This window comes from Caulobacter sp. X (assembly GCF_002742635.1).
Taxonomy (GTDB): Bacteria; Pseudomonadota; Alphaproteobacteria; order Caulobacterales; family Caulobacteraceae; genus Caulobacter.
In genome coordinates this window covers 710,032-734,769 of the sequence record NZ_PEGF01000002.1, presented here as the reverse complement: position 1 = coordinate 734,769, position 24,738 = coordinate 710,032, and the positions used below count along the sequence as shown (strand labels likewise).

Genomic DNA, 24,738 nt, shown 5'->3' with positions numbered 1-24,738 from the left:
TGATCCCCTGTCACCGTCGCGACTGCGCGCGACTCCCGTGCCAAGGGCAGGCTGTTAGACGCGGCGTGTTGCTGGTCCGCGACGATCACGTGACGCAGGGACGTAGCTTTTATGTCACCAAGGTGACGCTTGGCCTTAGGCCGCCCGGCCCTTGTCCTCGGGGGCCATGAAGCCCATCAGGGCGTCGATGCGCTTGACGAGGTCGGCGCGGACGTCCGAGCCGCTCAGATCGGCCTGGGTGCAAGCGCCCAGGGCTTCAGCCGCCTGCAGCAGCCGGTTGTCCTTGACCGCCTCGCCCACCAGACGCAGCTCCTGGGCCTGGGCGGCCAGGGCCCGGCGAGCCTGGGCGGGATCGGTGTCCAGCGCCGCGGCGGCGGACTTGACGATGCGCAGCGCCTGCGAGAGGCGGGCGGCGGGGGTCGCGGCGGCGGCGTCGGCCTTGCGCTTGCGAGGCCCGCGATAGTCGGCGGAGTTGAACCGGCGGCGGTCGGGGCCGACATAGCCGACGCCCTCGACCCAGTCGCGCGGCTTCAGCGTCACGGCCTCGAGGCGGCGCTCCAGGTCCTTGATGTTGAACGGCTTGCGCATGAACTCGTGCACGCCGGCGTCGCGGGCGTCGAAGATCACGTCGGCGGTCGCGTCCGTGGCGCACATGATGATCGGCGCCTCGCGGCAGACCAGATCGCTGCGGCGGATCTTGCGGGTGAAGGCCACGCCGTCGACGCCGGACTGGGCGTGCTCCACGAAGATCAGCTGCGGATCGGTGGTCCGCGCCAGGGCGTAGCCCTTCTCGGCCGTCGGGGCGGCGAACATCTCGACCGCGCCCAGCGGACGCATATGCTCGGCCAGCAGGCGCGCCATGGCGGGGTTCGGATCGACGACCAGAACCCGCTGCACCTTGGCGGCGACACGTTGGATAGTGCGGACGTTGCCGTCGAACACGAGAACCCGAGGCTCCTGCGAATAGGCTCGGAATGGTAGAGTCAGAACGTTAAGATTCCGCTCGCCAAGCCGGGACCCGGCCCGCTTAAGGGTTGAGCGGGATGGCTAGGCTGGTCTCGAAGTCCTGCAGAAGGTCCACCGCCTCCTCGGCGTCGGCCGTCAGAGGCTGCCCCTCGGCGAAGCGGTAGCGCCAGTAGCTGGCGATGTGGGCGATGGCCCCGACCCGCTCGCCAAGGTTCAGGAACAGCTCCGGGGCGCTCAGCAGGAACTCGCGGAACGCCTGCGGCCGCCGGTTGCGGACCAGCTGCTCGAAGGCGTCGTCATAGATCTTCAGCGTCCGCAGGATGGCTTGCCGCTCGATGGGCAGCGCGGCCTGCAGGCGTCGCCGCGCCAGGGCCACATAGCGCTCGTCGGTCTCGTCGCGGAAGCCGGTCACGACCAGGCGGTCCAGCTCCTCGCAGATACGGGTCAGCAGCGGCCACAGCCGGGTCAGCATCCATTTGTAGTAAAGCAGCCCCTTCCAGGCGAAGACCCCGTCCTTGAAGCTGTGGCCCTCCATGCCCAGCGTCAGGCGCAGGGGCGACAGGCGCTCGTCGAAGTCGGCCGCCAGCAGCGCCTCGACCATGCGTCCGGCCTGCGAGCGGCGCGCGCCGCCCTGGTCGCCATAGGCCAGCTCGATCAGGTGGCCGATCTCCATGCCGACGAAACCCTGCATCTGGTCGAGGTCGGCCGGCGACAGGGCGAAGTAGCAGTGGGCCACCGTCAGCTCGTGCTGGCGCAGGTGTTCGCGCAACAGGAACGGATCCAGCGACGGCAGGGCGTCGATGGCGTGCAGCACCGTCAGGTCGCGGGTCAGGCGGCCAGAAGCGTTGCAGGCGTCGGCCAGCATCTCGATCCAACCCCGCTGGCCGACGAACACCGACCGGCCGCCCAGGCCCAGGTCCGTCCGGTCGAACGGGATGATGATCTTGGTCGCCAGCGGCCGCGCCTCGTCGAACAGATAGACGTCGTCGTTGCGCACGCGGTGCTTGAGGATCAGGGCGCTGTTGAGGACGCGGTTCTTGAACAGCGGATGCTCGGCGTATTCGGGACGCTGGCCGCTCTTGGCCTCGATCTCCACCAGGTTCAGCACCCGGCTGGTCGAGCCGGTGTGGGCCAGGGCCCGCAGGCTTCGCGCCAGGCGGTCGGCCGCGTTGACGGGCCTGGTTTTGCGACGGCGCGCGAGGACGGACACGAATTCCCTCTGGAGACCTAAGCCGTCGTCTTATCCGGCGCGCGCTAACAAAAACTGACCGAACGCCGTTCCAAAGGAACGCCCTGATCAGCATTCCACGCGGGTTTCGCCGCCGAGGAGAGCCGCGCCACCGTCGCCAGCAGACGGGCGGGCGCGATCGGCTTGGGGTGAGCGTCGTCAAAACCCTTGGCCAGCAGTCGCTCGGCGTCGCCGACCATGGCGTCGGCGGTCAGGGCCACGACCGGAATGTCGACCCGGCCGCCCTCACCCGCCCGGATGCGGCGCACGGCCTCGACGCCGTCCATCACCGGCATGTGGACGTCCATCAGCACCATGTCGAACCGCTCGGCGCCCAGCCGCGCCAGGGCGGCCTGGCCGTCGCCGACGGCCGTGACCTCGATGCCCGCCGCCTCGAGAACGGCGCAGGCGACCACCTGATTGACGGTGTTGTCGTCGACGATCAGCACCCGCAGCCCGGTCAGGCTGGGCAGGGCGCAAGTCTCGCTTTGGTCTGGCGAAGGGCCGTCCACGGGGCGCAAGGTCAGCCTTAAGGTGAAGGTCGACCCCTCGCCCGGCGCGCTGCGCACGGCGATGGATCCTCCCATCAGCGCGGCCAGATCGCGGCAGATCGCCAGGCCCAAGCCCGTGCCGCCGAAGCGGCGGGCGGTCGAGCGGTCCCCCTGCACGAATGGCGCGAACAGCCGCGCCTGCTGCTCGGCGCTGATGCCGATGCCGGTGTCGGAGACCGACAGCAGGATCTCGTCCGCCTCGCCGGGCGAGATCCGGATCAGCACTCGCCCGGCCTCGGTGAATTTCAGCGCGTTGGACACCAGGTTCAGCAGGATCTGGCGAACGCGAGCGGCGTCGCCAGCCACCCAGGCGGGCGTGGCCGGATCGACCTCCAGCGCCAGATCGATGCCCTTGGCCTGGGCCGTCTCGCTCCATAGCAGGCGGATCTGGGCGGCCAGGGCGGGGAGGTCGAACGGCGCGACGTCCAGCTCCAGCTTGCCGGCCTCGATCTTGGAAAGGTCGAGGATGTCGTTGAGGATCGTCATCAGGCCCTGGCCCGAGGTCTCGATCATCTCCAGATAGCGGGCATGCCGGCCCTCCAGGCGCACGCCGCGCAGGGCGTGGGCAAGACCCAGCACGCCGTTCATCGGCGTGCGCAGTTCGTGGCTCATCATCGCCAGGAAGGCGGACTTGGCCTCGCTGGCCTCGAGCGCGGCGGCCTGGGCCTGCTCCAGCGCCTTCCTGTTGGCCCGGAGCTGCTGGGCGGTGTCGATCATGTAGAACAGCAAGCCGCCCACGGCGACCAGGATCACGAACCATTCCCAGCCCCGCGCCTCCCCATCTATCAAGGGCGTGACGACCAACGTGATGAAGGGCGGCGGGGCGACGACCATCATCGTCCCTCGACTGATCGATCCGTAACGGATCGTCTCGACGATCAGGCCGAACAGGACGGTCAGCGCGGCGAATTTCATCGCCGCCCCGCCGTTTACCCACAGGTAGCCGGCCATGGCCGACCAGATGATGCTAAGCGAGATCGGCGTGCCGAGGCGAACCCGGAGGCCCCAGCTTGCCTCGTCGCGGGGCTTTGGATGTCGCCACAAATAGGTGACCCACCCCTCGATCAAAACGTTGACGGCGAACCAGACCAGCGCCGCCCGCCAGCCGAACTCGCCCATCAGCAGGCCCGTCACGACAACCGCCAAGGCGATGCGTGCGTATCGGCTACGCTTGCTCATCGCCAGCGCAACGCCTTGTCGTATGTCTTCTAGAAGTTCACGCAGCCCCAAATGCGTCCCCCAACGCAGACTTTCGCGTGAATTCTAAGCCCTATAAAGGTTCACCAAGCTTTACCGCGGGAAGTATTCCCGCGGCGTTTGCTAGCCGGACTATACTCTACATTGATAGCTTTGACTGCTGCACGTTCCGGCAGGCGTTTCACCTGCTGTAAAACGTTCTATCCCTGAAAGGGATCACGCATCAGAATGGTGTCGTCGCGTTCAGGGCTGGTCGACAATAGAGCAACCGGGGCGCCGATCAGCTCCTCGACGCGGCGGACATACTTGATGGCCTTGGCGTTGAGGTCCTTGAACGAGCGGGCGCCGGCGGTGCTCTCGCTCCAACCTTCCAGCTCCTCGTAGACCGGCGTGGCGGCGGCCTGGTCGCGGAGACCGGCGGGCAGATAGTCGAGAACCTTGTCGCCGATCTTGTAGCCGACGCAGATCTTCAGGGTTTCCAGGCCGTCCAGCACGTCCAGCTTGGTCAGGGCCACGCCGTGGATGCCGTTGATGGCCACCGACTGGCGCACCAGCACCGAGTCGAACCAGCCGCAGCGGCGCGCGCGGCCGGTGTTGACGCCGACCTCGCGGCCAACGGTCGACAGGTGCTTGCCGACCTCGTCGAACAGCTCGGCCGGGAACGGGCCCTCGCCCACGCGGGTGGTGTAGGCCTTGACGATGCCCAGCACGTAACCGGTCGCGGACGGGCCCATGCCCGAGCCGGCCGAGGCCTGGCCGGCGGCAGTGTTGGACGAGGTCACGAACGGATAGGTGCCGTGGTCGACGTCCAGCAGCGAGCCTTGCGCGCCCTCGAACAGGATCTTGCGGCCGGCCTTGTAGGCCTGGTCCAGCACGCGCCAGGCCGGCTGGGCGTAGGCCAGGATGCGCGGCGCCAGCTCCATCAGGGCGTCGAACAGCTCTTGAGCATTGGCCTCCGGCAGGCCCAGACCGCGACGCAGGGCGCCGTGGTGGGCCAGCAGACGGTCGATCTTGGGCTTCAGGGCTTCGGGATCGGCCAGGTCGGCGACGCGGATGGCGCGACGGCCGACCTTGTCCTCATAGGCCGGGCCGATGCCGCGGCCGGTCGTGCCGATCTTCTGGGTCGAGGCGGCCTCGCGCGCCTGGTCCAGGTCGCGGTGCAGCGGCAGGATCAGGCAAGCGTTGTCGGCCAGGATCAACAGGTCCGGCGTGATCTCCACGCCCTGGTCGGCGATCTTGTCGATCTCGGTCAAGAGGTGCCAGGGATCGACGACGACGCCGTTGCCGATGACGGAGAGCTTTCCCTGCACCACGCCCGACGGCAGCAGGGCCAGCTTGTAGACCTTGCCGTCCACCACCAGCGTGTGGCCGGCGTTGTGACCGCCCTGGAAGCGCACCACGACATCGGCGCGGTTGCTGAGCCAGTCGACGATCTTGCCCTTGCCCTCGTCGCCCCACTGGGCGCCGACAACGGTCACATTGGCCATGGTAGAGATATGCCTTGTCGCCTGCCGGGTGACGCCGCGGGGTCCTTCGACAGGACTCGACCCCGGACGTTCAATCAGTTTTGGGCGGCGCAGCGAGAGCCGTCAAATCGGCCCCGCGCGAAGTCAGAAGGCGTAAACCAGCCGGACCCCCGCGTCGTCAAGCCCCTGGTTCTTGCCCTGGTGGAAGATCTGACCGTTCGACAGGTGGGTGTAGGAAAGCTCCACCGACACCTTGTCGTCGACCTGGTAGCCCAGGGCCAGCTCCGGCTCGAACAGCACCTTCGAGCCGAAATCGATGCGGTGATAGTAGAGATAGGTGCGGCGCGCGCGCTCTTCCGGCGTCAGGCCCGGCGCGTTGGCGGGCGGCAGGCCGGTCTTGCCGTCGGTATAGGCCAGGCCCAGGCCCGGCCGGAAATAGAAGCCGCCCGGCTGGCCCAGCTCGATCTTCCAATCGAAGCCGGCGGCGACGAAGTTGGAGGTGTTGTTGGTGTTGATCGACACCATCGTGTGGACCTGCGGCTTGCCCAGCCAGCGCAGGCTCTCGATGCGGTTCGTGCGATAGCCCAGATGGATGTCCGCGCCGCCCTCGCGCCCGGCCGCGCCCAACCCGACCGCGTTGCCGATGAAGGTGACGTCGTGCTTGTAGACGCCGACGAAAGCTTCTCCGGCGACGGCCGGCGCGGCGAAAGCCAGCGCGGCGCCAAGCGAAAGCGAGGCCGCGGAGGCCAAGAAGGCGGTCTTCATCGAGTCGTCCTGATTTGAGCCCCCGTCGGCTCTTATGTCGTGAACGGCGAAGCTCGGAAAGGGTTTCGCCCTCTCGCCGCGCAACAACGCCGGAAGATCGCTCAAATGGGGCGCACGGCTTCAAAAGCCAGCACCGCCCCCTTAGAACTTCGCCTCATGACCATTTCCCTCGCCGACATCCAAGCCGCCGCCCAACGCCTGAAGGGCTTGGCCGTTGAAACGCCGTTGATCGAAAGCCCTGCCCTGAACGAGCGCCTGGGCGGCCGCGTCTTCCTCAAGCCCGAGACGCTGCAGCGGGCGGGGGCCTTCAAGTTCCGGGGCGCCTATAACCGGCTGTCCCAGCTGACCGACGAGGAGAAGTCGCGCGGGGTCGTGGCCTTCTCGTCCGGCAACCACGCCCAGGGCGTGGCGCTGGCGGCCAAGCTGGTCGGCTGCCCGGCCCTGATCGTGATGCCCAGCGACTCGCCGGCGGTGAAGGTCGAGGGGACGCGCGGCTTCGGCGCTGAGATCCGCTTCTACGACCGCTTCACCGAGGACCGGATCGCGATCGCCGACCAGATCGCGGCCGAGCGCGGCTGCGTCGTGGTGCCGTCCTATGACGACCCGCACATCATCGCCGGCCAGGGCACGTTGGGGATCGAGATCGTCGAGCAGGCCGCCGCGCGCGGCGCGAGCCTCGACACCCTGGTCTGCTGCGTCGGCGGCGGCGGGCTGATCGCCGGAACCTCGACGGCGGTGAAGGCCCTCTCCCCCACGACCGAGATCTGGGGCGTCGAGCCGGCCGGCTTCGACGAGACCCGCCGCTCGCTGGAAAGCGGCCAGCGCGAGACGATCGACAAGGACGCCCGCTCGTTCTGCGACGCCCTCTTGACCCCGATCCCCGGCGAACTGACCTGGCCGATCAACCAGCGCAATCTCGCCGGCGGCGTGGCCGTGACCGACCCCGAGGTCGCCGAGGCCATGCGCTACGCCTTCTCGGTGCTGAAGCTGGTCGTCGAGCCGGGCGGCTGCGTGGCCCTGGCGGCGGCGCTGACGGGCAAGGTGGATCTCAAGGGCAAGACGGCGGCGATCGTGCTGTCGGGCGGCAATGTCGATCCGGACTTGTTCGCCAGCGTGCTTAAGGGGGAGATCTAAGCGCCCCCTCCACCGCTTCGCGGGGGAGGGGGCGCGCGGCGTAGCCGCGTGACGGAGGGGGCGCTAGGGTCGCGGAAAAGAGGAAACACCATGAACCTGCCGCCCGCGACCGCCCTCCCCCAGACGCCCCTCCTCGTCGTCGACCGCGCCGCCCTCGAGCGCAACATCGACCGCATGCAGGCCCTGTGCGACGCCGCCGGCGTGCGGCTGCGGGCGCACGGCAAGACCCACAAGTCCTCCGCCCTGGGCCGGCTAATCGTCGAGCGCGGCGCCTTCGGCCTGTGCTGCCAGACCGTTGGCGAGGCCGAGGCCTATGTCGCCGGCGGGATCCAGGACGTGCTGGTCACCGCCCCCGTCCCCGCCTGGGGTCCGCCGCGCCTGGCCGCCCTCGCCAAGCCTGGGGTCACCGTCGGCGCGGTCGTCGATGACGAGGGCCAGGTCGACCGGCTGTCCGACGCCGCCGTCGCGGCGGGCGTGACGCTGGACGTCGTCGTCGACCTTGACCTCGGCACCCACCGCGCGGGCGTCTATCCGCACGAGGCCCTGGCCCTGGCCCGCGCCATCGACGCCGCGCCCGGCCTGCGCTTCGCCGGCGTCCAGGCCTATCTCGGCCACCTGCAGCACCTGGACGACGGCGCGTTGCGCAAGAGCGCCGACGAGGCCGCCTTCGCCACGCTGAAGGCCCTGGTCGCCGAGCTGACCGCCGCGGGATTGCCCCCGCCGGTGGTGACGGGCGGCGGGACGGGCACCCACGCCTTCGACCTCGCCTCGGGCGTCTTCACCGAGCTGCAGGCGGGGTCCTACGCGGTCATGGACGTCGAGTACGACGCTTGCGGCGCGCCGGGCGGCGGCGACTGGCCGTTCGAGCCGGCGATGATGGTGGCCTCGACCGTCGTCTCGGCCCGCCACAAGAGCCACGTCGTCTGCGACGCCGGCTTCAAGGCGATGTCGATGGACGGCCCGCCGGCCCGGGTCGTGGCCGGCGCCGCGCCGGGCTCGCTGTGGCGGCCGATGGGCGACGAGCATGGCATGATCGCCCATCCCGCCACGCTCGACGTGCTCAAGGCCTCGGGTGGGACGCCGCTGGGCTTCGACGAGGCCGTCGCCGCCGCCGACGCCGACCCCGCCCGCGCCTGGCCGGCCGGCGCGCCCAAGGTCGGCGAGGTCGTCTGGCTGCAACCGGGCCACTGCGACCCGACCATCAACCTCTATGACGCCTTGCATGTTTGGGATGGCCAGCGGCTGGAGCGGTGGGCCGTGGATGGGAGACGGGTGACACTTTAGCGCCCCCTCCACCGCTTCGCGGTCCCCCTCCCCCGTTGCACGGGGGAGGATGGTAACGGTCCCTCCTCACCCGCACCGCGGGGGAGGTGGCGCGGCGCGAATACGCGCCGTGACGGAGGGGGCGCTTAGCCCGCCCTGACGCCCCCTAGCCACGCCAGCAAACCCCCTCTACGTTCCCGCGCTCAACGACAAGATTTGCTCCCGAATGGAGTTGAGATGAAACGCCTGCTGCTCGCCACCGCCCTTCTGGCCGCGCCCATGCTGGCGCCTCCTTCTTTTGCTAGAAATTTGGCCGCCGACGCGCCGAAGATCGACCCCGCCAAGCTGTCCGCCCACATCAAGGTCCTCTCGTCGGACGAATTCGAGGGCCGCGGCCCCGCCACCGAGGGCGAGAAGAAGACCGTCGCCTATATCGTCGACCAGATGAAGGCGATCGGCCTCTCCCCCGCCGGCGACGTGCAAAAGGACGGCAAGCGCGCCTGGACCCAGGACGTGCCGCTGGGCAAGTTCCAGATCGAAGGCCCGGTGAGCGCCAGCGTCACCGTCGGCGGCAAGACCCAGGCCCTGACACAAGGCGAGCAGGTCGCCATCCGCGCGGCCATGACCAATGTCGACGCCGTCTCGATCAAGGACGCCCCGCTGGTCTTCGTCGGCTATGGCGTCAAGGCGCCCGAGCGCGACTGGGACGACTTCAAGGGCATGGACCTGAAGGGCAAGATCCTGGTCGTGCTGATCAACGATCCGGACTTCGAGACCGGAACCGGCGACTTCGGCGGCAAGGCCATGACCTATTACGGCCGCTGGACCTACAAGTACGAGGAAGCCGCTCGCCAGGGCGCCGCCGGCGTGCTGATCGTCCACGAGACCGCTCCGGCCTCGTACGGCTGGAACACGGTCAAGAATTCCAACACCAACGTGATGTTCGACATCGTCCGCCAAGAGCCGGCCAAGTCGCACCCGTCGATGGAGGCCTGGATCCAGCGCGACGTCGCCGTGGACCTCTTCAAGCAGGCCGGCCTCGACTTCGAGGCGCTGAAGACTCAAGCCCAGACCCGCGACTTCAAGCCCGTCACCCTGAACGGCGTGACCTTCTCGGCCGACTACAAGGTCAAGCACGAGGTGATCGTCTCCAAGAACATCGCCGGCCGGATCGTCGGGACGAAGTATCCGGACGAGACGATCATCTACAGCGGCCACTGGGACCACCTGGGCGTCGGCGCGCCCGACGCGCGCGGCGACAAGATCTACAACGGCGCGGTCGACAACGCCGACGGCGTCGCCGCCCTGCTCGAGCTGGCCCGCGCCTTCAAGAGCCAGCCCGCCCCGCAGCGCTCGATCCTGTTCCTGGCCGTGACCGCCGAGGAAAAGGGCTTGCTGGGCTCGGAATACTACGGCGCCAATCCGCTGTTCCCGCTGGCCAAGACGGTGGGCGACATCAACATCGACGCCCTGTCGGCCGCCGGTCCGGCCAAGGACGTCACCACCTCGGGCGACGGCAAGGTCGACCTGCAGGACATGCTGGTCGCCAAGGCCAAGGCCAAGGGTCGCTACTTCTCGCCCGACCCCGCGCCGCAGGCCGGCCACTTCTACCGCTCGGACCACTTCCCGTTCGCCAAGCGCGGCGTGCCGGCCATCTCGATCGGTTCGGGCACGGACCTGGTCAACGGCGGCAAGGAAGCCGGCGAGAAGGCCGAGAACGACTATGTCGAGAAGCGCTACCACCAGCCCGCCGACGAGTGGTCGGCCGACTGGGATCTCTCGGGCCAGGCCGCCGACCTTGGCCTCGTCTACGAGATCGGCGCGGACCTGGCCAACAGCCGCGTCTGGCCGCAATGGCAGGCGGGCTCGGAGTTCAAGGCCCTGCGCGACGCCACGGCGGCGCAGCGGAAGTAGGGTTCGACCCCAAGCGCTCCTTCCCGTGTCATCCCGGCCGGAGCGCAGCGTAGAGCCGGGACCCAGGGGGGTGACAAAGCGCCACGCGCGCGGCCCCTGGGTCCCGGATAGCCTCTAGCGAGGCTTCCGGGATGACATCTTGAGTTTGCGAAATCCCCCATGACCGCCTCCGTCTTCGACCTCTTCAAACTCGGCGTCGGCCCGTCGAGCAGTCACACCATGGGGCCGATGACGGCCGCGGGGCTGTTCGTCGCGCGCCTGCGCGCGGCGGGCCAACTGGAGCAGGTCGCGCGGATCGAGACGCGGCTCTACGCCTCGCTGGCCCTGACCGGTCGCGGCCACGCCACCGATCGGGCCGTGATCCTGGGGCTGATGGGCTTCGTCCCCGCCGATCTCGATCCCGACGCCGGCGACGCGGCCCTGCTGGAGGTCCAGGCGACCCAATCGCTGAAGCTGGGCGGCGCCCAAGGGGGAGAGGGCGTCGACATCGCCTTCGACGAGGCCAAGGACATCGTCTGGCTGGGCCACGAGCGCCTGCCGCAGCATCCCAACGGCCTGACCTTCGTCGCCTATGACAAGGCCGGCGCGCCGCTCGGCGAGCGGACCTATTTCTCGGTCGGCGGCGGCTTCGTCCGCGACGAAAGCGAGATGGGCCGCAACACCCCGCCCGAGGACGGCCCGCCGGTCCCCTACCCGTTCGAGAGCTCGGCCGACCTGCTGGAGCGCGCCGAGGACGCCAAGCTGACCATCGCCCAGGTGATGGCCGCCAACGAGCAGGCGCGGATAAGCCAGGGCGAGATGAACGCCGGCCTCGACCGCATCTTCGGCGCCATGGAGGCTTGCATCGATCGCGGCATGCGCCAGGACGGCGTGTTGCCCGGCGGCCTGACCGTCAAGCGGCGGGCCCGCCAGATCCACCAGACCATCCAGGGCCGCATGGAGCGCCAGATCAGCGACCCGCTGGCGGCCATGGACTTCGTCAACCTGTGGGCCATGGCGGTCAACGAGGAGAACGCCGCTGGCGGTCGCGTCGTCACCGCCCCGACCAATGGCGCGGCGGGGCTGATCCCGGCGGTGCTGCGCTTCTTCGTCCGCTTCCACAACGGCTCGCCCGAACAGGTCCGGGTCTTCCTGCTGACGGCCGCGGCGATCGGCGCGCTCTACAAGATGAACGCCTCGATCAGCGGCGCCGAGGTCGGCTGCCAGGGCGAGGTGGGCGTGGCCTGCTCGATGGCGGCGGCTGGGCTGGCGGCGGCGCTGGGCGGGACCAACGCCCAGATCGAGAACGCGGCCGAGATCGGCATGGAGCACAATCTCGGCCTCACCTGCGACCCGATCGGCGGCCTGGTGCAAATCCCCTGCATCGAACGCAACGCCATGGGCGCCATCAAGGCCATCGACGCCGCCCGCCTGGCCCTGCTGGGCGACGGTCAGCACAGCGTGTCCCTCGACAAGGTCATCGCCACGATGAAGCGCACCGGCGAGGACATGAACGAGATCTACAAGGAGACTTCGATGGGGGGTCTGGCGGTGGGGCTGTCGGTGAACCGGGTGGAGTGTTGAGGGCGGCGTAAGCGCCCCCTCCACCGCTTCGCGGTCCCCCTCCCCCGTTACACGGGGGAGGATGAAGCTCCTCCTCACCCGCACAGCGGGGGAGGTGGCGCGATGCGTCAGCATCGTGACGGAGGGGGCGCTATTGCCTCTCGACGCCCCGCGAAACCTCGCCTAGTTTCCGCGGAGAACATCCAGGGAACACGCACGCATGGGCAAGATCCGAACCGGCATTGGCGGCTGGACGTTCGAGCCGTGGCGCGGGACGTTCTATCCGGACGATCTCAAGCAGAAGGACGAGCTGAAATACGCGTCGTCCAAGCTGACCAGCATCGAGATCAACGGCACCTACTATTCGACCTTCAAGCCCAACAGCTGGCAGAAGTGGCGCGACGAGACCCCGGACGACTTCGTGTTCGCGGTCAAGGCCAGCCGGTTCTGCACCAACCGTCGCGTGCTGTCGGAGAACAACGATTCCCTCGAGAAATTCCTGTCCCAGGGCCTGGAGGAGCTGGGTCCGAAGCTCGGCCCCATCAACTGGCAGTTCATGGGGACGAAGAAGTTCGATCCGGCGGATTTCGAGGGTTTCCTAAAATTGCTGCCGAAGGAGCTGAAGGGCTTGCGCCTGCGCCACGCGCTGGAGGTCCGCAACCCGACCTTCGCCTGCCAGGAGTTCTACGACTTGGCCGCCCAGTACGGCGCGGCCATCGTCTACGCCGTCGACGACGAGGAGCCGACCTGGCCCTGCATCGACCAGCCGACCGCCGACTTCACCTACGCCCGGCTGATGTCGAGCAAGGAGGACGAGCCGACGGGGATGAGTTCGGAGGAGCTGGACGGGGTGGTGAAGCAGGCGCGCGAGTGGGCCAAGCGCGGGGATGTGTTCGCCTACTTCATCGCCGGCGCGAAGGTGCGCAATCCGGCGGCGGCGATGGCGCTGATCGAGAAGCTGGGAGGCTGAGAAACCCTCTCCCCCGGGGAGAGGGAGGGACCCGCGCGCAGCGCGGGAGGGTGAGGGGTTAAAGCCCTCAACCGCCCCCCCCCCCCTTTCACCCTCCCACCGCCTTCAGCGGCGCGCCCCGCCCTCTCCCTCTGGGAGAGGGTTATTCCGGGGAAACCACGGCACGAACCCGCTGGTCCGCGCGACGTACTCCGCATAGCCGGGCTTGGACTTCTTCATCTTGCCCTCGGTGGTCGGCACGCCGCTCCACTTGGTCAGCAGGAAGGTGATCAGCACCGGCCCCGGCAGGGCCCAGGCGCCCAGGCCCGTCTCGGCGGCGATCAAATAGAGACCCCACCAGACGCAGGCGTCGCCGAAATAGTTCGGGTGGCGGGTGTAGCGCCACAGGCCCTTGTCCATGACCTTGCCGGCGTTGTCCGGATTGGCCTTGAAGGCGGTCAGTTGCGCGTCGCCGATGGTCTCGAACAGAATGCCGACGATCGCCAGCGCCGCGCCGGCATAGGCGAGGGCTCCCAGCGGGCCGGGCCCCTGGCCCAGCTGCACCGGCAGGGCGACGAAGAAGCTCAACACCGCCTGCAAGCCGAAGACGATGATCAGCGAGGTGGTGGCGAAGTTCCACCGCTTGGTCTTCTCGTAGTGGGCGAAGATCGCGACATAGCGCCGGTCCGCGCCGTGCTTGCGCCAGCGCCACAGCAGGTAGATCCCCAGCCGCGCCGCCCACAGGGTGCAGAGGCCCGTGAGCAGCAGGCCATGCGGCGTGCGCGGTCCCTGCAGCAGGGTGCTCCAGGCCAGCAGCGCCATGCTCGGGCCCCACCAGGCGTCGATGAAGCTGACGTCCCGCGTCCGCAGGCTGACGGCCCACAGGGCGAGGAACGCGACCGCCGAGACGACGGCGTTGACGGCGAGAGTGGTGAGGATGGGCATGGGCGGCTCGGATGAGTGGGTGCGGGTGATACGAGGCGACGCGGGAAATGGATCCTCCCCTAGCGGGGGAGGTGTCGGCGCAGCCGACGGAGGGGGAAGAGGCAAGGTCAGCAGAACTTCCCCCTCCGGCGCTTCGCGCCACCTCCCCCGCGAGGGGGAGGATTTTGACCCTACGTCCCCACGACGAAACTCACCGTCGTCGTGGTCGAGCCGCCAATGTTCAGGGTCTGCACCGTCTTGGCGCCCTCGACCTGGTAGTCCCCAGCCCGGCCGGACGTCTGCTTCCAGGCGTCCAGCAGCATCCGCACGCCGGTCGCGCCGACCGGATGGCCGGTCCCGATCAAACCGCCCGAGGGATTGATCGGCAGCTTGCCGCCCATGGCGATGTCGCCCGCCTCGATCGCCTTCCAGCTTTCGCCGGGGGCGGTCAGGCCCAGATGGTCGATGGCCATGTATTCGGTTGCGGTGAAGCAGTCGTGGGTCTCGACCGCGTCGATCCCCGAGACGTCCGGCGCGATCCCGGCCCGGGCGCGAGCGTCCAGGATCGCCCGGCGCACCTGCGGGAAGACGTAAGGCGCCTCCCGGCTGGCCTCGACCTTGCGGGCGTAGCTGAGCGGCGCCGAGCGATGGCCCCAGCCCTTGATGCGCGGAATGCTCTCCAGCGGGATTCCGCGTCGGAAGGCGTAGGCCTTGGCGCGCCGCTCGGACGCCAGGAACACCACGGCCGTCCCGTCGGTGACCTGGCCGCAGTCCTGCTTGCGCGTGCGGCCCTCGACCACCGGATTGGCGGCGTCGTCGGCGGTGAAGGCGTCGGGGCCGAAGTCCCAGCTCCGCGTCTGGGCGTTGGGGTTGCGCCGGCCGTTGGCGAAGTTGACCTCGGCGATGCCCATCAGGTGCTCGTATCTCAGCCCGTAGCGGCGGTCGTACTCGTCGGCGAGGTCGGAGAAGGCGCGGGGCCACAGGAAGCGGGCGTCCTGGAATTCGTGGCCGGCCCAGGCGGCGCTGCCCAGGTTCTCGGCCGCCTTCTGGCCGGGGACGTTGCGCATCTGCTCGATCCCGACGACGCAGGCCAGGTCGTAGCGCCCGGCCTCGATCTCGGCCGCGGCGGCCAGGATGGCGACGCTGCCCGAGGCGCAGGCCGCCTCGTGCCGCGCGGTCGGGAGGCCGTCGAAAGTCGGGTGAACCAGGCCGAACATGCCGCCCAACAGGCCCTGGCCCGCGAACAGCTCGGCGGCGAAGTTGCCGACATGGCCGGTCTCGACATCGGCCGGCTCCAGGTCGACGGCCGCCAGCCCCTGCCCCACCGCCTCGGCGAAGGCGTCGGCCAGCTCCTTGCCCTCGCGAGCCCAGTTGGCGGCGAAATCGCTCTGCCAACCGCCCAGCACATAGACCATGCCGGCTCCTCCCGTTTTTCTAGTTAGTTCGATTATACAAGCGACCTCTCAGGAGTCCACGGCGTTGACACGCCGCGCCGAAGCGTCCCACCAAGCTTCATGGTCCCGCAGAAGGCCCCCGCCGCTTCCCCGGCCCTGGTCCGCCGCAGTTCAGCCGCCCGCGCGCTGAACCTGATCGGCGACCGCTGGACCCTGCTGATCCTGTACGCGGCCTTCATGGGGGTGAGGCGGTTCGACGGCTTCGCGGCCATGACCGGCGTGGCGCGCTCGCTGCTGACCGATCGCCTCAAGCGCCTGGAGGCCGCCGGCCTGCTGGCGCGGGTCCTCTATCAATCGCGGCCGCCCCGCTACGAGTACCGGCTGACGGCGATGGGCCGCGATCTCTACGACTCGGCGCTGATGCTGCTGGGCTGGGAGATGCGCTGGCGCTTTGATCCGGATTGCCCCTCGCACCAGATCGTCCACCAGACCTGCGGCCAGCCGCTGCGGCCCGTGCTGGTCTGCAAGGCCTGCGGCGAGGCGGTGAAGGTGCGCGACATCACGCTGTCGCCCGGCCCTGGCGCGGGGCTGGAGCCCGCCCCCCCCGCCCGCCATTCGCGCCGGGCCCGCGGCGACGACGTCGGGGGTCCGTCACTACACCCCATGCTGGAGCGCGGCGTCGAGGTGCTCGGCGACCGCTGGACCGCCCACGTGCTGGCGGCGGCCTTCTACGGCAAGCGCCGGTTCACCGACTTCCAGGACGAGCTGAAAGTCGCCAGCAACATCCTGACCGACCGCCTGGGGCGTCTCGTCGAGCGGGGAATGTTGGAGCGGGTCCGCTACCAAAAGCGGCCGGAGCGCTGGGAATATCGGCTGACCAAGGAAGGCCGCGACTTCTTCCCGCTGATCGTCGCGCTGATGGCCTGGGGCGATCGGTGGTTGGCTGGAAGCGAGGGAAGCCCGGAAATCCTGACACATCGGTGCGGCGCGCGGCTGGAGCCGGTGGTGCGGTGCGGGGCGTGCGAGGGCGCGGTGGATCTGGGGAATACGCGGATCAAATCCTCCCCCCGCTAGGGGGAGGATTTCTATTTAAGCCACAGCCCCTCGACCTCTTCCCCATCCCCCCAGAACCCGGCCTTCGGCGGCGTGATACGGCCGCGCTCGACCCGCAGTCCGCCGGGGTGATCAGCGGCCAGCCACCACGGCCCATCGAGGTCGGCGAAGTCACTCGCCCCGCCCAGGTGCAGCGCCGGCGCGACGCCCAGGGACGAGGCGACCATGCAGCCGGTCATCACCTGGAAGTCCAGCGCCCGCGCGGCCTTCAGCAGGGCCAGCGCCTCGGTCAGGCCGCCGGTCTTGTCGAGCTTGAGATTGACCGCCTGGTAGCGGCCGCGCAGGGCGGCGAGGTCGCCGCCGACATGGACGCTTTCGTCGGCGCAGACGGTGAACGGCGGGTCCCAGCCCTCCAGCGCCTGGTCCTCGCCGGCCGGCAGGGGCTGCTCGACCAGGGCGATCGGCAGGTCGGCCAGCAGGGGCGCAAGGTCGCTCAGGATGTCGAAGGTCCAGCCCTCGTTCGGATCGACGATGAAGCGCGCGTCCGGCGCGGCGGCCGCCACGGCGCGCAGGCGGGCGGCGGGATCCTGCGCCGACAGCTTGATCTTGATCAGCGGCGCGTCGGCGACGGCGCGGGCGGCGGCGGCCATAGCCTCCGGCTCATCGAGACTGACCGTGACGGCGGTGACGAGGTCTTGCGGAATGGGAAGGCCGGTGGCCTCCGCGACGCTGACGCCGGTGCGTCGGGCGCGCAGGTCCCAGAGCGCCAGGTCGAGAGCGTTGCGGGCCGCGCCCGGCGGCAAGGCGGCGCAGGCGACTTCCGGATCAATGGCGGACAGGGCCGGCGTCAGCTGGGCCAACACGCTGTCGACGCTTTCGCCGTAGCGGGCGTAGGGCACGCTCTCGCCGCGCCCGACATGGCCGTCAGCGGCCGCGATCACCTCGATCACCTCGGCGGCGGTCTTGACCCCGCGCGAGATGCGGAACGGGGCCTTCAGCGGATGCGAGACCGGGCGGGCGGAAACGGCGATCGACATGCCCGCAGGCATGGCGCCGTTCGGCTTAGATCACCAGCCCCAGCGACGGGAGATCGGCGAGTCCGCGCGGCGCTCGGCCATCACCTTCAGCGCCAGGGGGCGGTCGACGACGAACAGCGCCGCCCAGACGAGCAGCACGCCGACGTAGTGGATCGCGCCCAAGAGACCGCCGGGACGCCCCGGACGGACAAAGCGGCGCGGCGCGGCGAACGGCGGGGTGATGGCGAAGTCGGTCATGTCGTCGCTCTGCTGGTCGAGGGGCTTCATCTGATGACGAGCACCTTGGCCTTCGCCTGCGCCAGAAACGGACGTATAGAACTCCAAGCGCCCGCTTCGCGTTTTGACGGGTAAGCTTCAGAGGATCGCCATGGCCAAGACCGTCAGCATCAACATCCCCCATCAGCTGGGCGCGGCCGAGGCCAAGCGCCGCCTGGAAGAGGGCCTGTCGCAGATGGCCGGCCAGATCCCCGGCGGCGATCCCAGCCGCTTCACCCAGAGCTGGGCCGGCGACACCCTGAACTTCTCGGCCGCCGCCATGGGCCAGACGATCAACGGCGTCGTGCAGGTGCTGGACGACCACGCCCGCCTCGACGTCAGCCTGCCGGGCCTGCTGGGCATGGCCGCTGGCAAGATCAAGGACGAGCTGAGCCGACGCGGCCAGCTGCTGCTGAAGTAGCGGCTAGACCAGCGACACCTCCACAGACGCCAGCCGCTCCGGGTCGCCGGCGACGAAGATCTCGACGATCCGGCCGTTCTCGACGCGGAAGTCGAGCACGCGGGTCATCTGGCCCAGCGGGGCCACGACCGCGCCTATCTCGCCGTCGACCAAGGCCGTGCGCGCGGTCTGGGCCAGGCCGTTGTAGAAGTTGGCGACCTTCGCCGCGCCGCGCAGCTCGCGCACCTGGCCGCCGCCGCCCAGCACGTCGGAGCGGACCACGACGTCCGGCGCCAGCACCGCCATCAGCCCGGCCAGGTCGCCGGTGCGCGAGGCCAGCAGGAAGGCGTCGACGACGCTCTTCTGCGCCGTCTGGGTGGCGTCCAGCGCCTCGCCGCCCCGCACCCGGCGGCGGGCGCGGCTGGCCAGCTGGCGGGCGGCTTCCGGCGTGCGCTCGACGATCGGCGCGATCTCGTCGAACGGCAGGTCGAACAGGTCGTGCAGCACGAAGGCGATCCGCTCGGCCGGCGACAGGGCGCGCAGCACCACCAGCAGGGCCAAGCCCACGGAGTCGGCCAGGATCGTCTCGCGCTCGATGGCGTCCTCGCCGCTGACCGAGGGCTCCGGACCGCCGTCCAGCGCGTCCTCGCGCCGCGCCTTGCGGCCGCGCAGCATGTCCAGGCACACGCGCGAGGTCACGGTCGTGAGCCAGGACGACAGGTTGTCGACGCCGTCCGCGCCGTTGCGCGACAGCCGCAGCCAGGCCTCCTGCACCGCGTCCTCGGCCTCGGGCAGCGAGCCCAGCATCCGGTAGGCGACGCCGCGTAGGCGGGCGCGATCGGCCTCGAAACGCTCGGCGAGAAAATTCTGTTCGGGCATCGGTCACATCGCTCCGTCGGGCTTCGTCACCTCATCGACGAAACGAAATCGCCGGACGTGACCGGCGGCGTCAGCAAAACCGAAGGAGATCGCGATGCAAGCCCGCATGACCCAACCCGCCCACCTGCTGCCCGACGCCATGAAGGCGATGATGGCCCTGTCGAAGTCCGCGCACGTCGAGGGCGTGCCCGAGACTCTGCACGAACTGCTGCACCTGCGCGTCAGTCAGATCAACGGCTGCGGCGTCTGCCTGGAGATGCACGCCCGCGGCGCGCTGAAGTCCGGGCAGAGCCCCGAGCGCGTGGCCACCGTGGCCGGTTGGCGCGACACGCCCTATTTCACCGACGCCGAACGCGCCGCCCTGGCGCTGGCCGAGGCCGTCACCCGCGTCGCCGACAAGGCCGATCCGGTCTCGGACGAGGTCTGGGAAGAAGCCGCCCGGCACTATGATGAGAAGGCGCTGGCCGGCCTGCTGATCAGCATCTCGGCGATCAACGTCTGGAACCGCCTGAACGCGGCGACGCGCCAGGTGGCGGGGACGCTGGGGGTGTGAGGCGATTTCCTTCTCCCCTTGCGGGAGAAGGTGTCGGCGCAGCCGACGGATGAGGGGTCGAAAGGCGTTTCCGGATAGCGGAGCGCAACTCCTCACCCGGCCCTACGGGCCGCCCTCTCCCGCAAGGGGAGAGGGAACCGACCTACAGCCGCCGCTCGTCGAAGTCGTGGCGGCCCAGGCTTTCGAAGCGGCCTTCCTCGGCCTTGTTGATGTATTGCGAGGCCACCAGCCAGGCCTTCACCGGCCGTAGCGTGGCGAGACATCCCAGGATCAGGGCCGGGAAGGTCGTGACCAGGTGCACCCAGATCGGCGGCTGCCAGACCACCTCGGCCCAGGCGAAGAAGGCGGTGACGACGATGCCGACGCCGCTCATCACGAAGAAGGCCGGGCCGTCGGCCGGGTCGGCGAAGCCGTAGTCCAGGCCGCACTGGTCGCACTTGGGCGCCAGCTTCAGAAAGCCCTGGAACAGCTTGCCCTGGCCGCAGCGCGGGCAGCAGCACTTCAAGCCGGCCTCGATCGGGATCGGAGAGTCGTAGAACACGTCGTCGGTCATCGAAGACCCCTTCCTACAATCGCAGGATTGATCCATACATTTTGAAGATAATGTATGGATCTTCACTCATGGACGCAACTAAGGGCTCTCCGAATCCGGCCGCCGCCTGGCTGCGCCGGACCGAGGCCTTGTCGGGCCCCGCCTATCGCCGCATCGCCCAGGCCCTGGAAAACGCGGTGGCGGAAGGAGAGCTGCAGCCCGGCGACCAGATTCCAGCCCAGCGCGAGGTCGCCCGGCGGCTGGGGATCGACTTCACCACCGTCACCCGCGCCTACGCCCTGGCGCGCGAGCGCGGGCTGATCGAGGGGACCGCCGGGCGCGGCACCTTCATCCGTTTACGGACGGAAGAGGGCGAGGCCGGCCTCGTCGACCTTTCGATGAACCTGCCGCCGCCGCCCGCCGGCCTGAACCTGGCGGCGCTGCTGCGCGAGACGACCGGCGCGATCCTGGCGCGCACCGATCCGGCGACGCTGATGGCCTATCACTCCGGCGCGGGCTCGCTGGCCCAGAGAGCGGCCGGCGCGGCCTGGCTGGCCCCGAACCTGGGCGAGGTCGATCCGGCCCGCGTCGTCGTCGCCAGCGGCGCCCAGACGGCGCTGTCGGCGATGCTGGACCACCTGACCCGGCCCGGCGACGTGATCCTGGCCGAGGCCTTCGCCTATCCGGGCCTTTTAGCGACCGCGGCGCGGCGCGGCCTGACGGTGATCGGCTGTCCGCTGGATGACCAGGGGCTGGAGCCCGAAGGCCTGGCGCGCCTCATCGCGGAGCATCGTCCGCGCCTGATCTGCTGCACCCCGACCTTCCAGAACCCGACGGCGGCGACCATGAGCCTGGCCCGGCGCGAGGCGGTCGTGGCGGTCGCCCGCGCGGCCGGCGTCACGATCATCGAGGACGACGCCTACGGCCTGCTGCCCGCCAGCCCCCTGCCCGCGCTCGCCAGCCTGTGGCCCGAGGGCGTGTTCCATGTCGCCACCACCGCCAAGACGCTCTCGCCGGGCCTGCGCGTGGCCTATGTCGTCGCGCCGCCGGGACGGGCCGAGGGCTTCGCCACCGCCCTCCACGCCATCGCCCAGATGCCGCCGCCGCTGATGGCCGCCGTGGCGACCAGCTGGATCCGCGAGGGCGTGGCGGGGCGCGTGTTGGCGGGGGTCCGGGAGGAGGCGATCGCTCGGCGAGCCCTGGCGGACGAGCTGCTGCCCGGCGCGGTCGGCGGGCCCGAGAGCCTGCACGTCTGGCTGCCGGACGCCCGCGCCGACTGGGCGGCCACGGCGCACGGCCTAGCGCTGGTGGGCGCTGAGACCTTCAGGGCGCCCGGCGTCACGGGCGAAGGCCTGCGGATCTCGCTGGGCGCGGCCGGCAAGCGCCCGACCCTGGCGCGGGGCCTGCGGGCGCTGGCCAACCTGTACGGCTGACCTCAGTACTCGCCGTCGTCCTCGTCCTCGCCGACTTCCTCGCCGCCCATCGCGTTCTCGAGGCTGTCGATGATGTCGTCCATCTGGTCGGGCGTGATCGAGACGTAGAGCGACTCCCCGCCGATCGCCGAGACCAGCAGGCGATAGCCGTCCTCGGTCTCCTGCAGGCTGAATGATTGGAGCGGCAGGAGCTTGGCCATGGGGAGGGTCCTTCCCGGAAAGATGAGGCGCTGATCTAGAGGGGCCGGGGTTCAAGTTCAACGCGGATCGCCCGGAAATCCTCCCCCTGGCGGGGAAGGTGTCGGCTCGAAGAGACGACGGAGGGGGGAAGAGGCAAGCGCTCAAGCACTTCCCCCTCCGGCGCTTCGCGCCACCTCCCCCGCTGGGGGGAGGATTGGCCCTCTTGCCTATTGTACGATCGTACAGCAACACTTCCTCACACACTCGGGGGAGAACGACCATGGCCGCGACCGAAACCCGCGACGCCGTCATTATCGGCGGGGGCCACAACGGCCTCGTCTGCGCCTTCTACCTGGCCAAGGCGGGCTTGAAGGTCACGGTCTGCGAGGCGCGGGGCGTGGTTGGCGGGGCGGCGGTGACCGAGGAGTTCCACCCGGGCTTCCGCAACTCGGTGGCCAGCTACACGGTCAGCCTGCTGAACCCGCGCGTGATCGCCGACATGGGCCTGCGCGACCATGGCCTGACGTTTCTAGAGAGGCCGATCTCGAACTTCCTGCCGCTCAGTGACGACAAGTACATCAAGCTGGGCGGGGGCCTGGAGCGCACCCAGGAAGAATTCCGCAAGTACAGCCGCCGCGACGCCGAGGTGCTGCCGGCCTATTACGCCATGCTGGACGAGATCGGCGACGTGCTGCGCGCCTTCGCCCAGGAGACGCCGCCGAACCTGGGCGACGGCCTGCCGGGCTTCCTGCGGGCCCTGCGTCAGGGCGGGCGCCTGGCGATGCTGCCGCGCGAGCGCAAGCGCGACCTGCTGGACCTCTTCACCAAGAGCGCGCGCGACGTGCTGGACGGCTGGTTCGAGAGCGACCCGGTCAAGGCCGCCTTCGGCTTCGACGCCGTGGTCGGCAACTTCGCCAGCCCCGACACGCCCGGCTCGGCCTATGTCCTGCTGCACCACACCTTCGGCGAGGTGAACGGCAAGAAGGGCGCCTGGGGCCACGCGGTCGGCGGCATGGGCGCGATCACCCAGGCGATGGCGAAAGCCTGCCAGGCGTCCGGGGTCGAGATCCTGCTCGACGCGCCGGTCGAGGCCGTGCACGTCGAAAGCGCCCCTGGGGGCAAGAAGGCCGCGGGCGTCCAGCTGGTCGACGGCCGCCAGATCATGGCCCCGATCGTCAGCGCCAACGTCAATCCGGCCCTGCTCTACAAGAAACTGGTCCCGCCCTCGGCCCTGGCGCCCGACTTCCGCAAGACCGTGGACGGCTACAAGAACGGCTCGGGCACCTTCCGGATGAACGTGGCGCTGTCGGAGCTGCCCAGCTTCACCTGCCTGCCGGGCAAGGACGTCGCCGAGCACCACCAGTCGGGGATCGTGATCGCCCCCAGCCTCGACTACATGGACGCGGCCTATCGCGACGCCAAGGCGGGCGGGATCAGCAAGGCGCCGATCGTCGAGATCCTCATCCCCTCGACCATCGACCCGTCCCTGGCCCCGCCGGGACAGCACGTGGCCAGCCTGTTCTGCCAGCAGTTCGCCCCGACCCTCCCGGACGGCCGGTCTTGGGACGATGAGCGCGAGGCGGCCGCCGACCTGATCATCGACACGGTCGAGCGCTGGGCCCCGGGCTTCAAGGCCTCGGTCCTGGGACGGATGATCCTGTCGCCGCTGGATCTGGAGCGAAAGTTCGGCCTGATCGGCGGCGACATCATGCACGGCCACATGTCGCTGGATCAGCTGTGGGCCACCCGGCCGTTCCTGGGCCACGCCAGCCACCGCGCCCCGATCGCCGGGCTCTACATGTGCGGCGCGGGCACGCATCCCGGCGGCGGGGTCTCGGGCAATCCGGGCCGCAACGCCGCGCGCGAGATCCTGCGCGACAAGGACTTCGCTCTGGCGGTGAAGCTGTCGGTGGAAGGCCGATGACCCAGATCCCCAACGACGACCCGCTCTCCGACTGGGGCCTGCCCGGCTGGATCTATCACTCCGAGCGGTTCTTCCGCGAAGAGCAGGAGAAGATCTTCCGGCCCTCGTGGCAGATCGTCTGTCATCTGAACGACATCCCCAAGGCCGGCGACTTCCACACCTTCGACTTCATCGGCGAGAGCCTGGTCGTGGTCCGGAGCAAGGACGGCGGCGTCAAGGCCTTCGCCAATGTCTGCCGCCACCGGGGCGCGCGGCTGCTGGACGGGCCGGTGGGCCATTGCGGCCGGGGCCGGATCGTCTGCCCCTACCACGCCTGGACCTACGACTTGGAAGGCCGGCTGATCGGCGTGCCGATGCGCGAGGACTATCCGGCCCTCGACATGGCGAAAGAAGGCCTGGCGCGGATCGAGGTCGAGGTCTGGCGCGGCTTCGTCTTCGTGCGGCTGGGCGGAGACGGTCCCAGCGTCGCGACGATGATGGCGCCCTACGAGCACGAGGTCGCCCACTACCGCTTCGAGGACCTGCAGCCGTTCGGCCGCGTGACGCTGCGGCCGCGCGCGGTGAACTGGAAGAACATCAGCGACAACTATTCCGACGGCCTGCACATTCCCGTCGCCCACCCAGGCCTGACGCGGCTGTTCGGCAAGGGCTACGGCGTCGAGGCCCACGCGTTCGTCGACAAGATGTGGGGCCAGCTGATCGACGAGCCGTCGCGCAATCCGTCCGAGCGGCTGTACCAGGATATCCTGCCCGACGTCCCGCACCTGCCCGAGGACCGCAAGCGGCTGTGGACCTATTTCAAGCTCTGGCCGAACTTCGCCTTCGACATTTATCCGGACCAGGTGGACTTCATGCAGTTCATCCCGATCTCGGCCACGGAGACCATGATCCGCGAAATCGCCTACGCCCTGCCCGACGATCGCCGCGAGATGAAGGCCGCCCGCTATCTGAACTGGCGCATCAACCGCCAGGTCAACGCCGAGGACACCGAACTGGTGGCCCGGGTGCAGCAGGGCATGGCCTCGCGAACGTTCACCGCCGGACCGCTGGCGACCAGCGAGGTGTCGTTGAGGAGCTTTGGGCGGAAGATCCGGGCGCTTGTGCCGGAAGCGCGGATGGCGACGCCGCCGGAGGGGTGGTGAGGCTGCTTGAGCGCCCCCTCCGTCTCGATGCGTATTCGCATCGATCCACCTCCCCCG

Annotated in this window: 22 protein-coding genes and 3 pseudogenes; 11 read left to right on the top strand and 14 right to left on the bottom strand. The window is 69.4% G+C overall.

The genetic code is table 11. From position 1 onward, the window contains the following. Positions 1-135 precede the first annotated feature (135 nt). From CSW60_RS15715 to CSW60_RS15695, 5 genes are all read right to left on the bottom strand, one after another. A complete protein-coding gene (locus CSW60_RS15715) occupies positions 136-987 on the bottom strand; it encodes a response regulator (RefSeq protein WP_099538253.1) in 852 nt (283 codons plus the stop codon). 40 nt (positions 988-1,027) lie between these two features. Continuing rightward, positions 1,028-2,176: a hypothetical protein gene (locus CSW60_RS15710; protein WP_099538252.1), complete on the bottom strand. Its 1,149-nt coding sequence runs from the start codon at positions 2,174-2,176 to the stop codon at positions 1,028-1,030. Between the two features lie 44 nt (positions 2,177-2,220). Next, positions 2,221-3,924, bottom strand: a complete 1,704-nt coding sequence (locus CSW60_RS15705; protein WP_236634297.1) for an ATP-binding protein — start codon at positions 3,922-3,924, stop codon at positions 2,221-2,223. Between the two features lie 218 nt (positions 3,925-4,142). After that, the gene (locus CSW60_RS15700) at positions 4,143-5,429 is read right to left on the bottom strand and encodes an adenylosuccinate synthase (protein ID WP_099538250.1); all 1,287 of its coding nucleotides are present in this window, start codon (positions 5,427-5,429) and stop codon (positions 4,143-4,145) included. Between the two features lie 123 nt (positions 5,430-5,552). Beyond that, positions 5,553-6,173 (bottom strand): acyloxyacyl hydrolase, encoded by a 621-nt coding sequence (locus tag CSW60_RS15695; RefSeq protein WP_099538249.1) that lies wholly within the window; start codon positions 6,171-6,173, stop codon positions 5,553-5,555. Positions 6,174-6,329: 156 nt separating this feature from the next. Here CSW60_RS15695 and CSW60_RS15690 point away from each other — a divergent pair, with 156 nt between their 5' ends. Together CSW60_RS15690 and CSW60_RS15685 are read left to right on the top strand one after the other, a co-directional pair. Beyond that, positions 6,330-7,307, top strand: coding sequence for a threonine/serine dehydratase (locus tag CSW60_RS15690; RefSeq protein ID WP_099538248.1), 978 nt, complete (start codon positions 6,330-6,332; stop codon positions 7,305-7,307). Positions 7,308-7,397: 90 nt separating this feature from the next. Continuing rightward, positions 7,398-8,591: a DSD1 family PLP-dependent enzyme gene (locus CSW60_RS15685; protein ID WP_099538247.1), complete on the top strand. Its 1,194-nt coding sequence runs from the start codon at positions 7,398-7,400 to the stop codon at positions 8,589-8,591. A gap of 26 nt (positions 8,592-8,617) precedes the next feature. Here CSW60_RS15685 and CSW60_RS24090 read toward each other — a convergent pair. Beyond that, a pseudogene (locus CSW60_RS24090) lies at positions 8,618-8,717 on the bottom strand (hypothetical protein); the annotation flags it as partial. A 90-nt stretch (positions 8,718-8,807) separates the two neighbouring features. On the opposite strand from CSW60_RS24090, the gene CSW60_RS15680 reads away from it, so the two are divergent. Beyond that, positions 8,808-10,484: a M28 family metallopeptidase gene (locus CSW60_RS15680; RefSeq protein WP_099538246.1), complete on the top strand. Its 1,677-nt coding sequence runs from the start codon at positions 8,808-8,810 to the stop codon at positions 10,482-10,484. 159 nt (positions 10,485-10,643) lie between these two features. Next, on the top strand, positions 10,644-12,047 hold the full coding sequence (locus CSW60_RS15675; protein WP_099538245.1) for an L-serine ammonia-lyase: 1,404 nt from the start codon (positions 10,644-10,646) through the stop codon (positions 12,045-12,047). Here CSW60_RS15675 and CSW60_RS24395 read toward each other — a convergent pair. After that, positions 12,048-12,125: pseudogene (locus CSW60_RS24395) on the bottom strand (hypothetical protein); the annotation flags it as partial. Positions 12,126-12,246: 121 nt separating this feature from the next. Between CSW60_RS24395 and CSW60_RS15670 the strand changes: the two are divergent. Next, the gene (locus CSW60_RS15670; protein ID WP_099538244.1) at positions 12,247-12,996 is read left to right on the top strand and encodes a DUF72 domain-containing protein; all 750 of its coding nucleotides are present in this window, start codon (positions 12,247-12,249) and stop codon (positions 12,994-12,996) included. Between the two features lie 105 nt (positions 12,997-13,101). Here the strand turns inward: CSW60_RS15670 and CSW60_RS15665 are convergent. Both CSW60_RS15665 and CSW60_RS15660 read right to left on the bottom strand, forming a co-directional pair. Continuing rightward, positions 13,102-14,062: pseudogene (locus tag CSW60_RS15665) on the bottom strand (DUF1295 domain-containing protein). Between the two features lie 28 nt (positions 14,063-14,090). After that, entirely contained in the window at positions 14,091-15,314 is a 1,224-nt protein-coding gene (locus CSW60_RS15660; RefSeq protein ID WP_099538243.1) for an acetyl-CoA acetyltransferase, read from the bottom strand. Between the two features lie 99 nt (positions 15,315-15,413). Here CSW60_RS15660 and CSW60_RS15655 point away from each other — a divergent pair, with 99 nt between their 5' ends. Continuing rightward, a complete protein-coding gene (locus tag CSW60_RS15655; protein WP_099538242.1) occupies positions 15,414-16,367 on the top strand; it encodes a helix-turn-helix domain-containing protein in 954 nt (317 codons plus the stop codon). Between the two features lie 11 nt (positions 16,368-16,378). On the opposite strand, the gene dgcA is transcribed toward CSW60_RS15655, so the two are convergent. Both dgcA and didA read right to left on the bottom strand, forming a co-directional pair. Then, positions 16,379-17,383: an N-acetyl-D-Glu racemase DgcA gene (gene dgcA, locus CSW60_RS15650; RefSeq protein ID WP_099538241.1), complete on the bottom strand. Its 1,005-nt coding sequence runs from the start codon at positions 17,381-17,383 to the stop codon at positions 16,379-16,381. 30 nt (positions 17,384-17,413) lie between these two features. Continuing rightward, positions 17,414-17,620 carry a DNA damage-induced SOS-independent cell division inhibitor A gene (gene didA / locus CSW60_RS15645; protein ID WP_099539152.1) on the bottom strand — a complete coding sequence of 69 codons (207 nt, stop codon included), beginning with the start codon at positions 17,618-17,620 and terminating at the stop codon, positions 17,414-17,416. A gap of 130 nt (positions 17,621-17,750) precedes the next feature. Here didA and CSW60_RS15640 point away from each other — a divergent pair, with 130 nt between their 5' ends. Further along, on the top strand, positions 17,751-18,059 hold the full coding sequence (locus tag CSW60_RS15640; protein WP_099538240.1) for a polyhydroxyalkanoic acid system family protein: 309 nt from the start codon (positions 17,751-17,753) through the stop codon (positions 18,057-18,059). 3 nt (positions 18,060-18,062) lie between these two features. Here the strand turns inward: CSW60_RS15640 and CSW60_RS15635 are convergent, their stop codons facing one another. After that, positions 18,063-18,917, bottom strand: a complete 855-nt coding sequence (locus CSW60_RS15635) for a sigma-70 family RNA polymerase sigma factor (protein WP_099538239.1) — start codon at positions 18,915-18,917, stop codon at positions 18,063-18,065. 94 nt (positions 18,918-19,011) lie between these two features. Here CSW60_RS15635 and CSW60_RS15630 point away from each other — a divergent pair, with 94 nt between their 5' ends. Further along, entirely contained in the window at positions 19,012-19,470 is a 459-nt protein-coding gene (locus tag CSW60_RS15630) for a carboxymuconolactone decarboxylase family protein (protein WP_099538238.1), read from the top strand. Positions 19,471-19,612: 142 nt separating this feature from the next. On the opposite strand, the gene CSW60_RS15625 is transcribed toward CSW60_RS15630, so the two are convergent. Continuing rightward, positions 19,613-20,023, bottom strand: coding sequence for a DUF983 domain-containing protein (locus CSW60_RS15625; protein ID WP_099538237.1), 411 nt, complete (start codon positions 20,021-20,023; stop codon positions 19,613-19,615). A gap of 50 nt (positions 20,024-20,073) precedes the next feature. Here CSW60_RS15625 and CSW60_RS15620 point away from each other — a divergent pair, with 50 nt between their 5' ends. Next, a complete protein-coding gene (locus CSW60_RS15620) occupies positions 20,074-21,435 on the top strand; it encodes a PLP-dependent aminotransferase family protein (protein WP_201723072.1) in 1,362 nt (453 codons plus the stop codon). Positions 21,436-21,437: 2 nt separating this feature from the next. Here CSW60_RS15620 and CSW60_RS15615 read toward each other — a convergent pair whose 3' ends face one another. After that, entirely contained in the window at positions 21,438-21,635 is a 198-nt protein-coding gene (locus CSW60_RS15615) for a hypothetical protein (RefSeq protein WP_099538235.1), read from the bottom strand. A gap of 260 nt (positions 21,636-21,895) precedes the next feature. On the opposite strand from CSW60_RS15615, the gene CSW60_RS15610 reads away from it, so the two are divergent. Next, on the top strand, positions 21,896-23,539 hold the full coding sequence (locus CSW60_RS15610; RefSeq protein ID WP_099538234.1) for an NAD(P)/FAD-dependent oxidoreductase: 1,644 nt from the start codon (positions 21,896-21,898) through the stop codon (positions 23,537-23,539). Further along, positions 23,536-24,681, top strand: a complete 1,146-nt coding sequence (locus CSW60_RS15605) for an aromatic ring-hydroxylating dioxygenase subunit alpha (RefSeq protein ID WP_099538233.1) — start codon at positions 23,536-23,538, stop codon at positions 24,679-24,681. Before CSW60_RS15610 ends, CSW60_RS15605 begins: the two co-directional genes overlap by 4 nt. Positions 24,682-24,738: the final 57 nt, after the last annotated feature.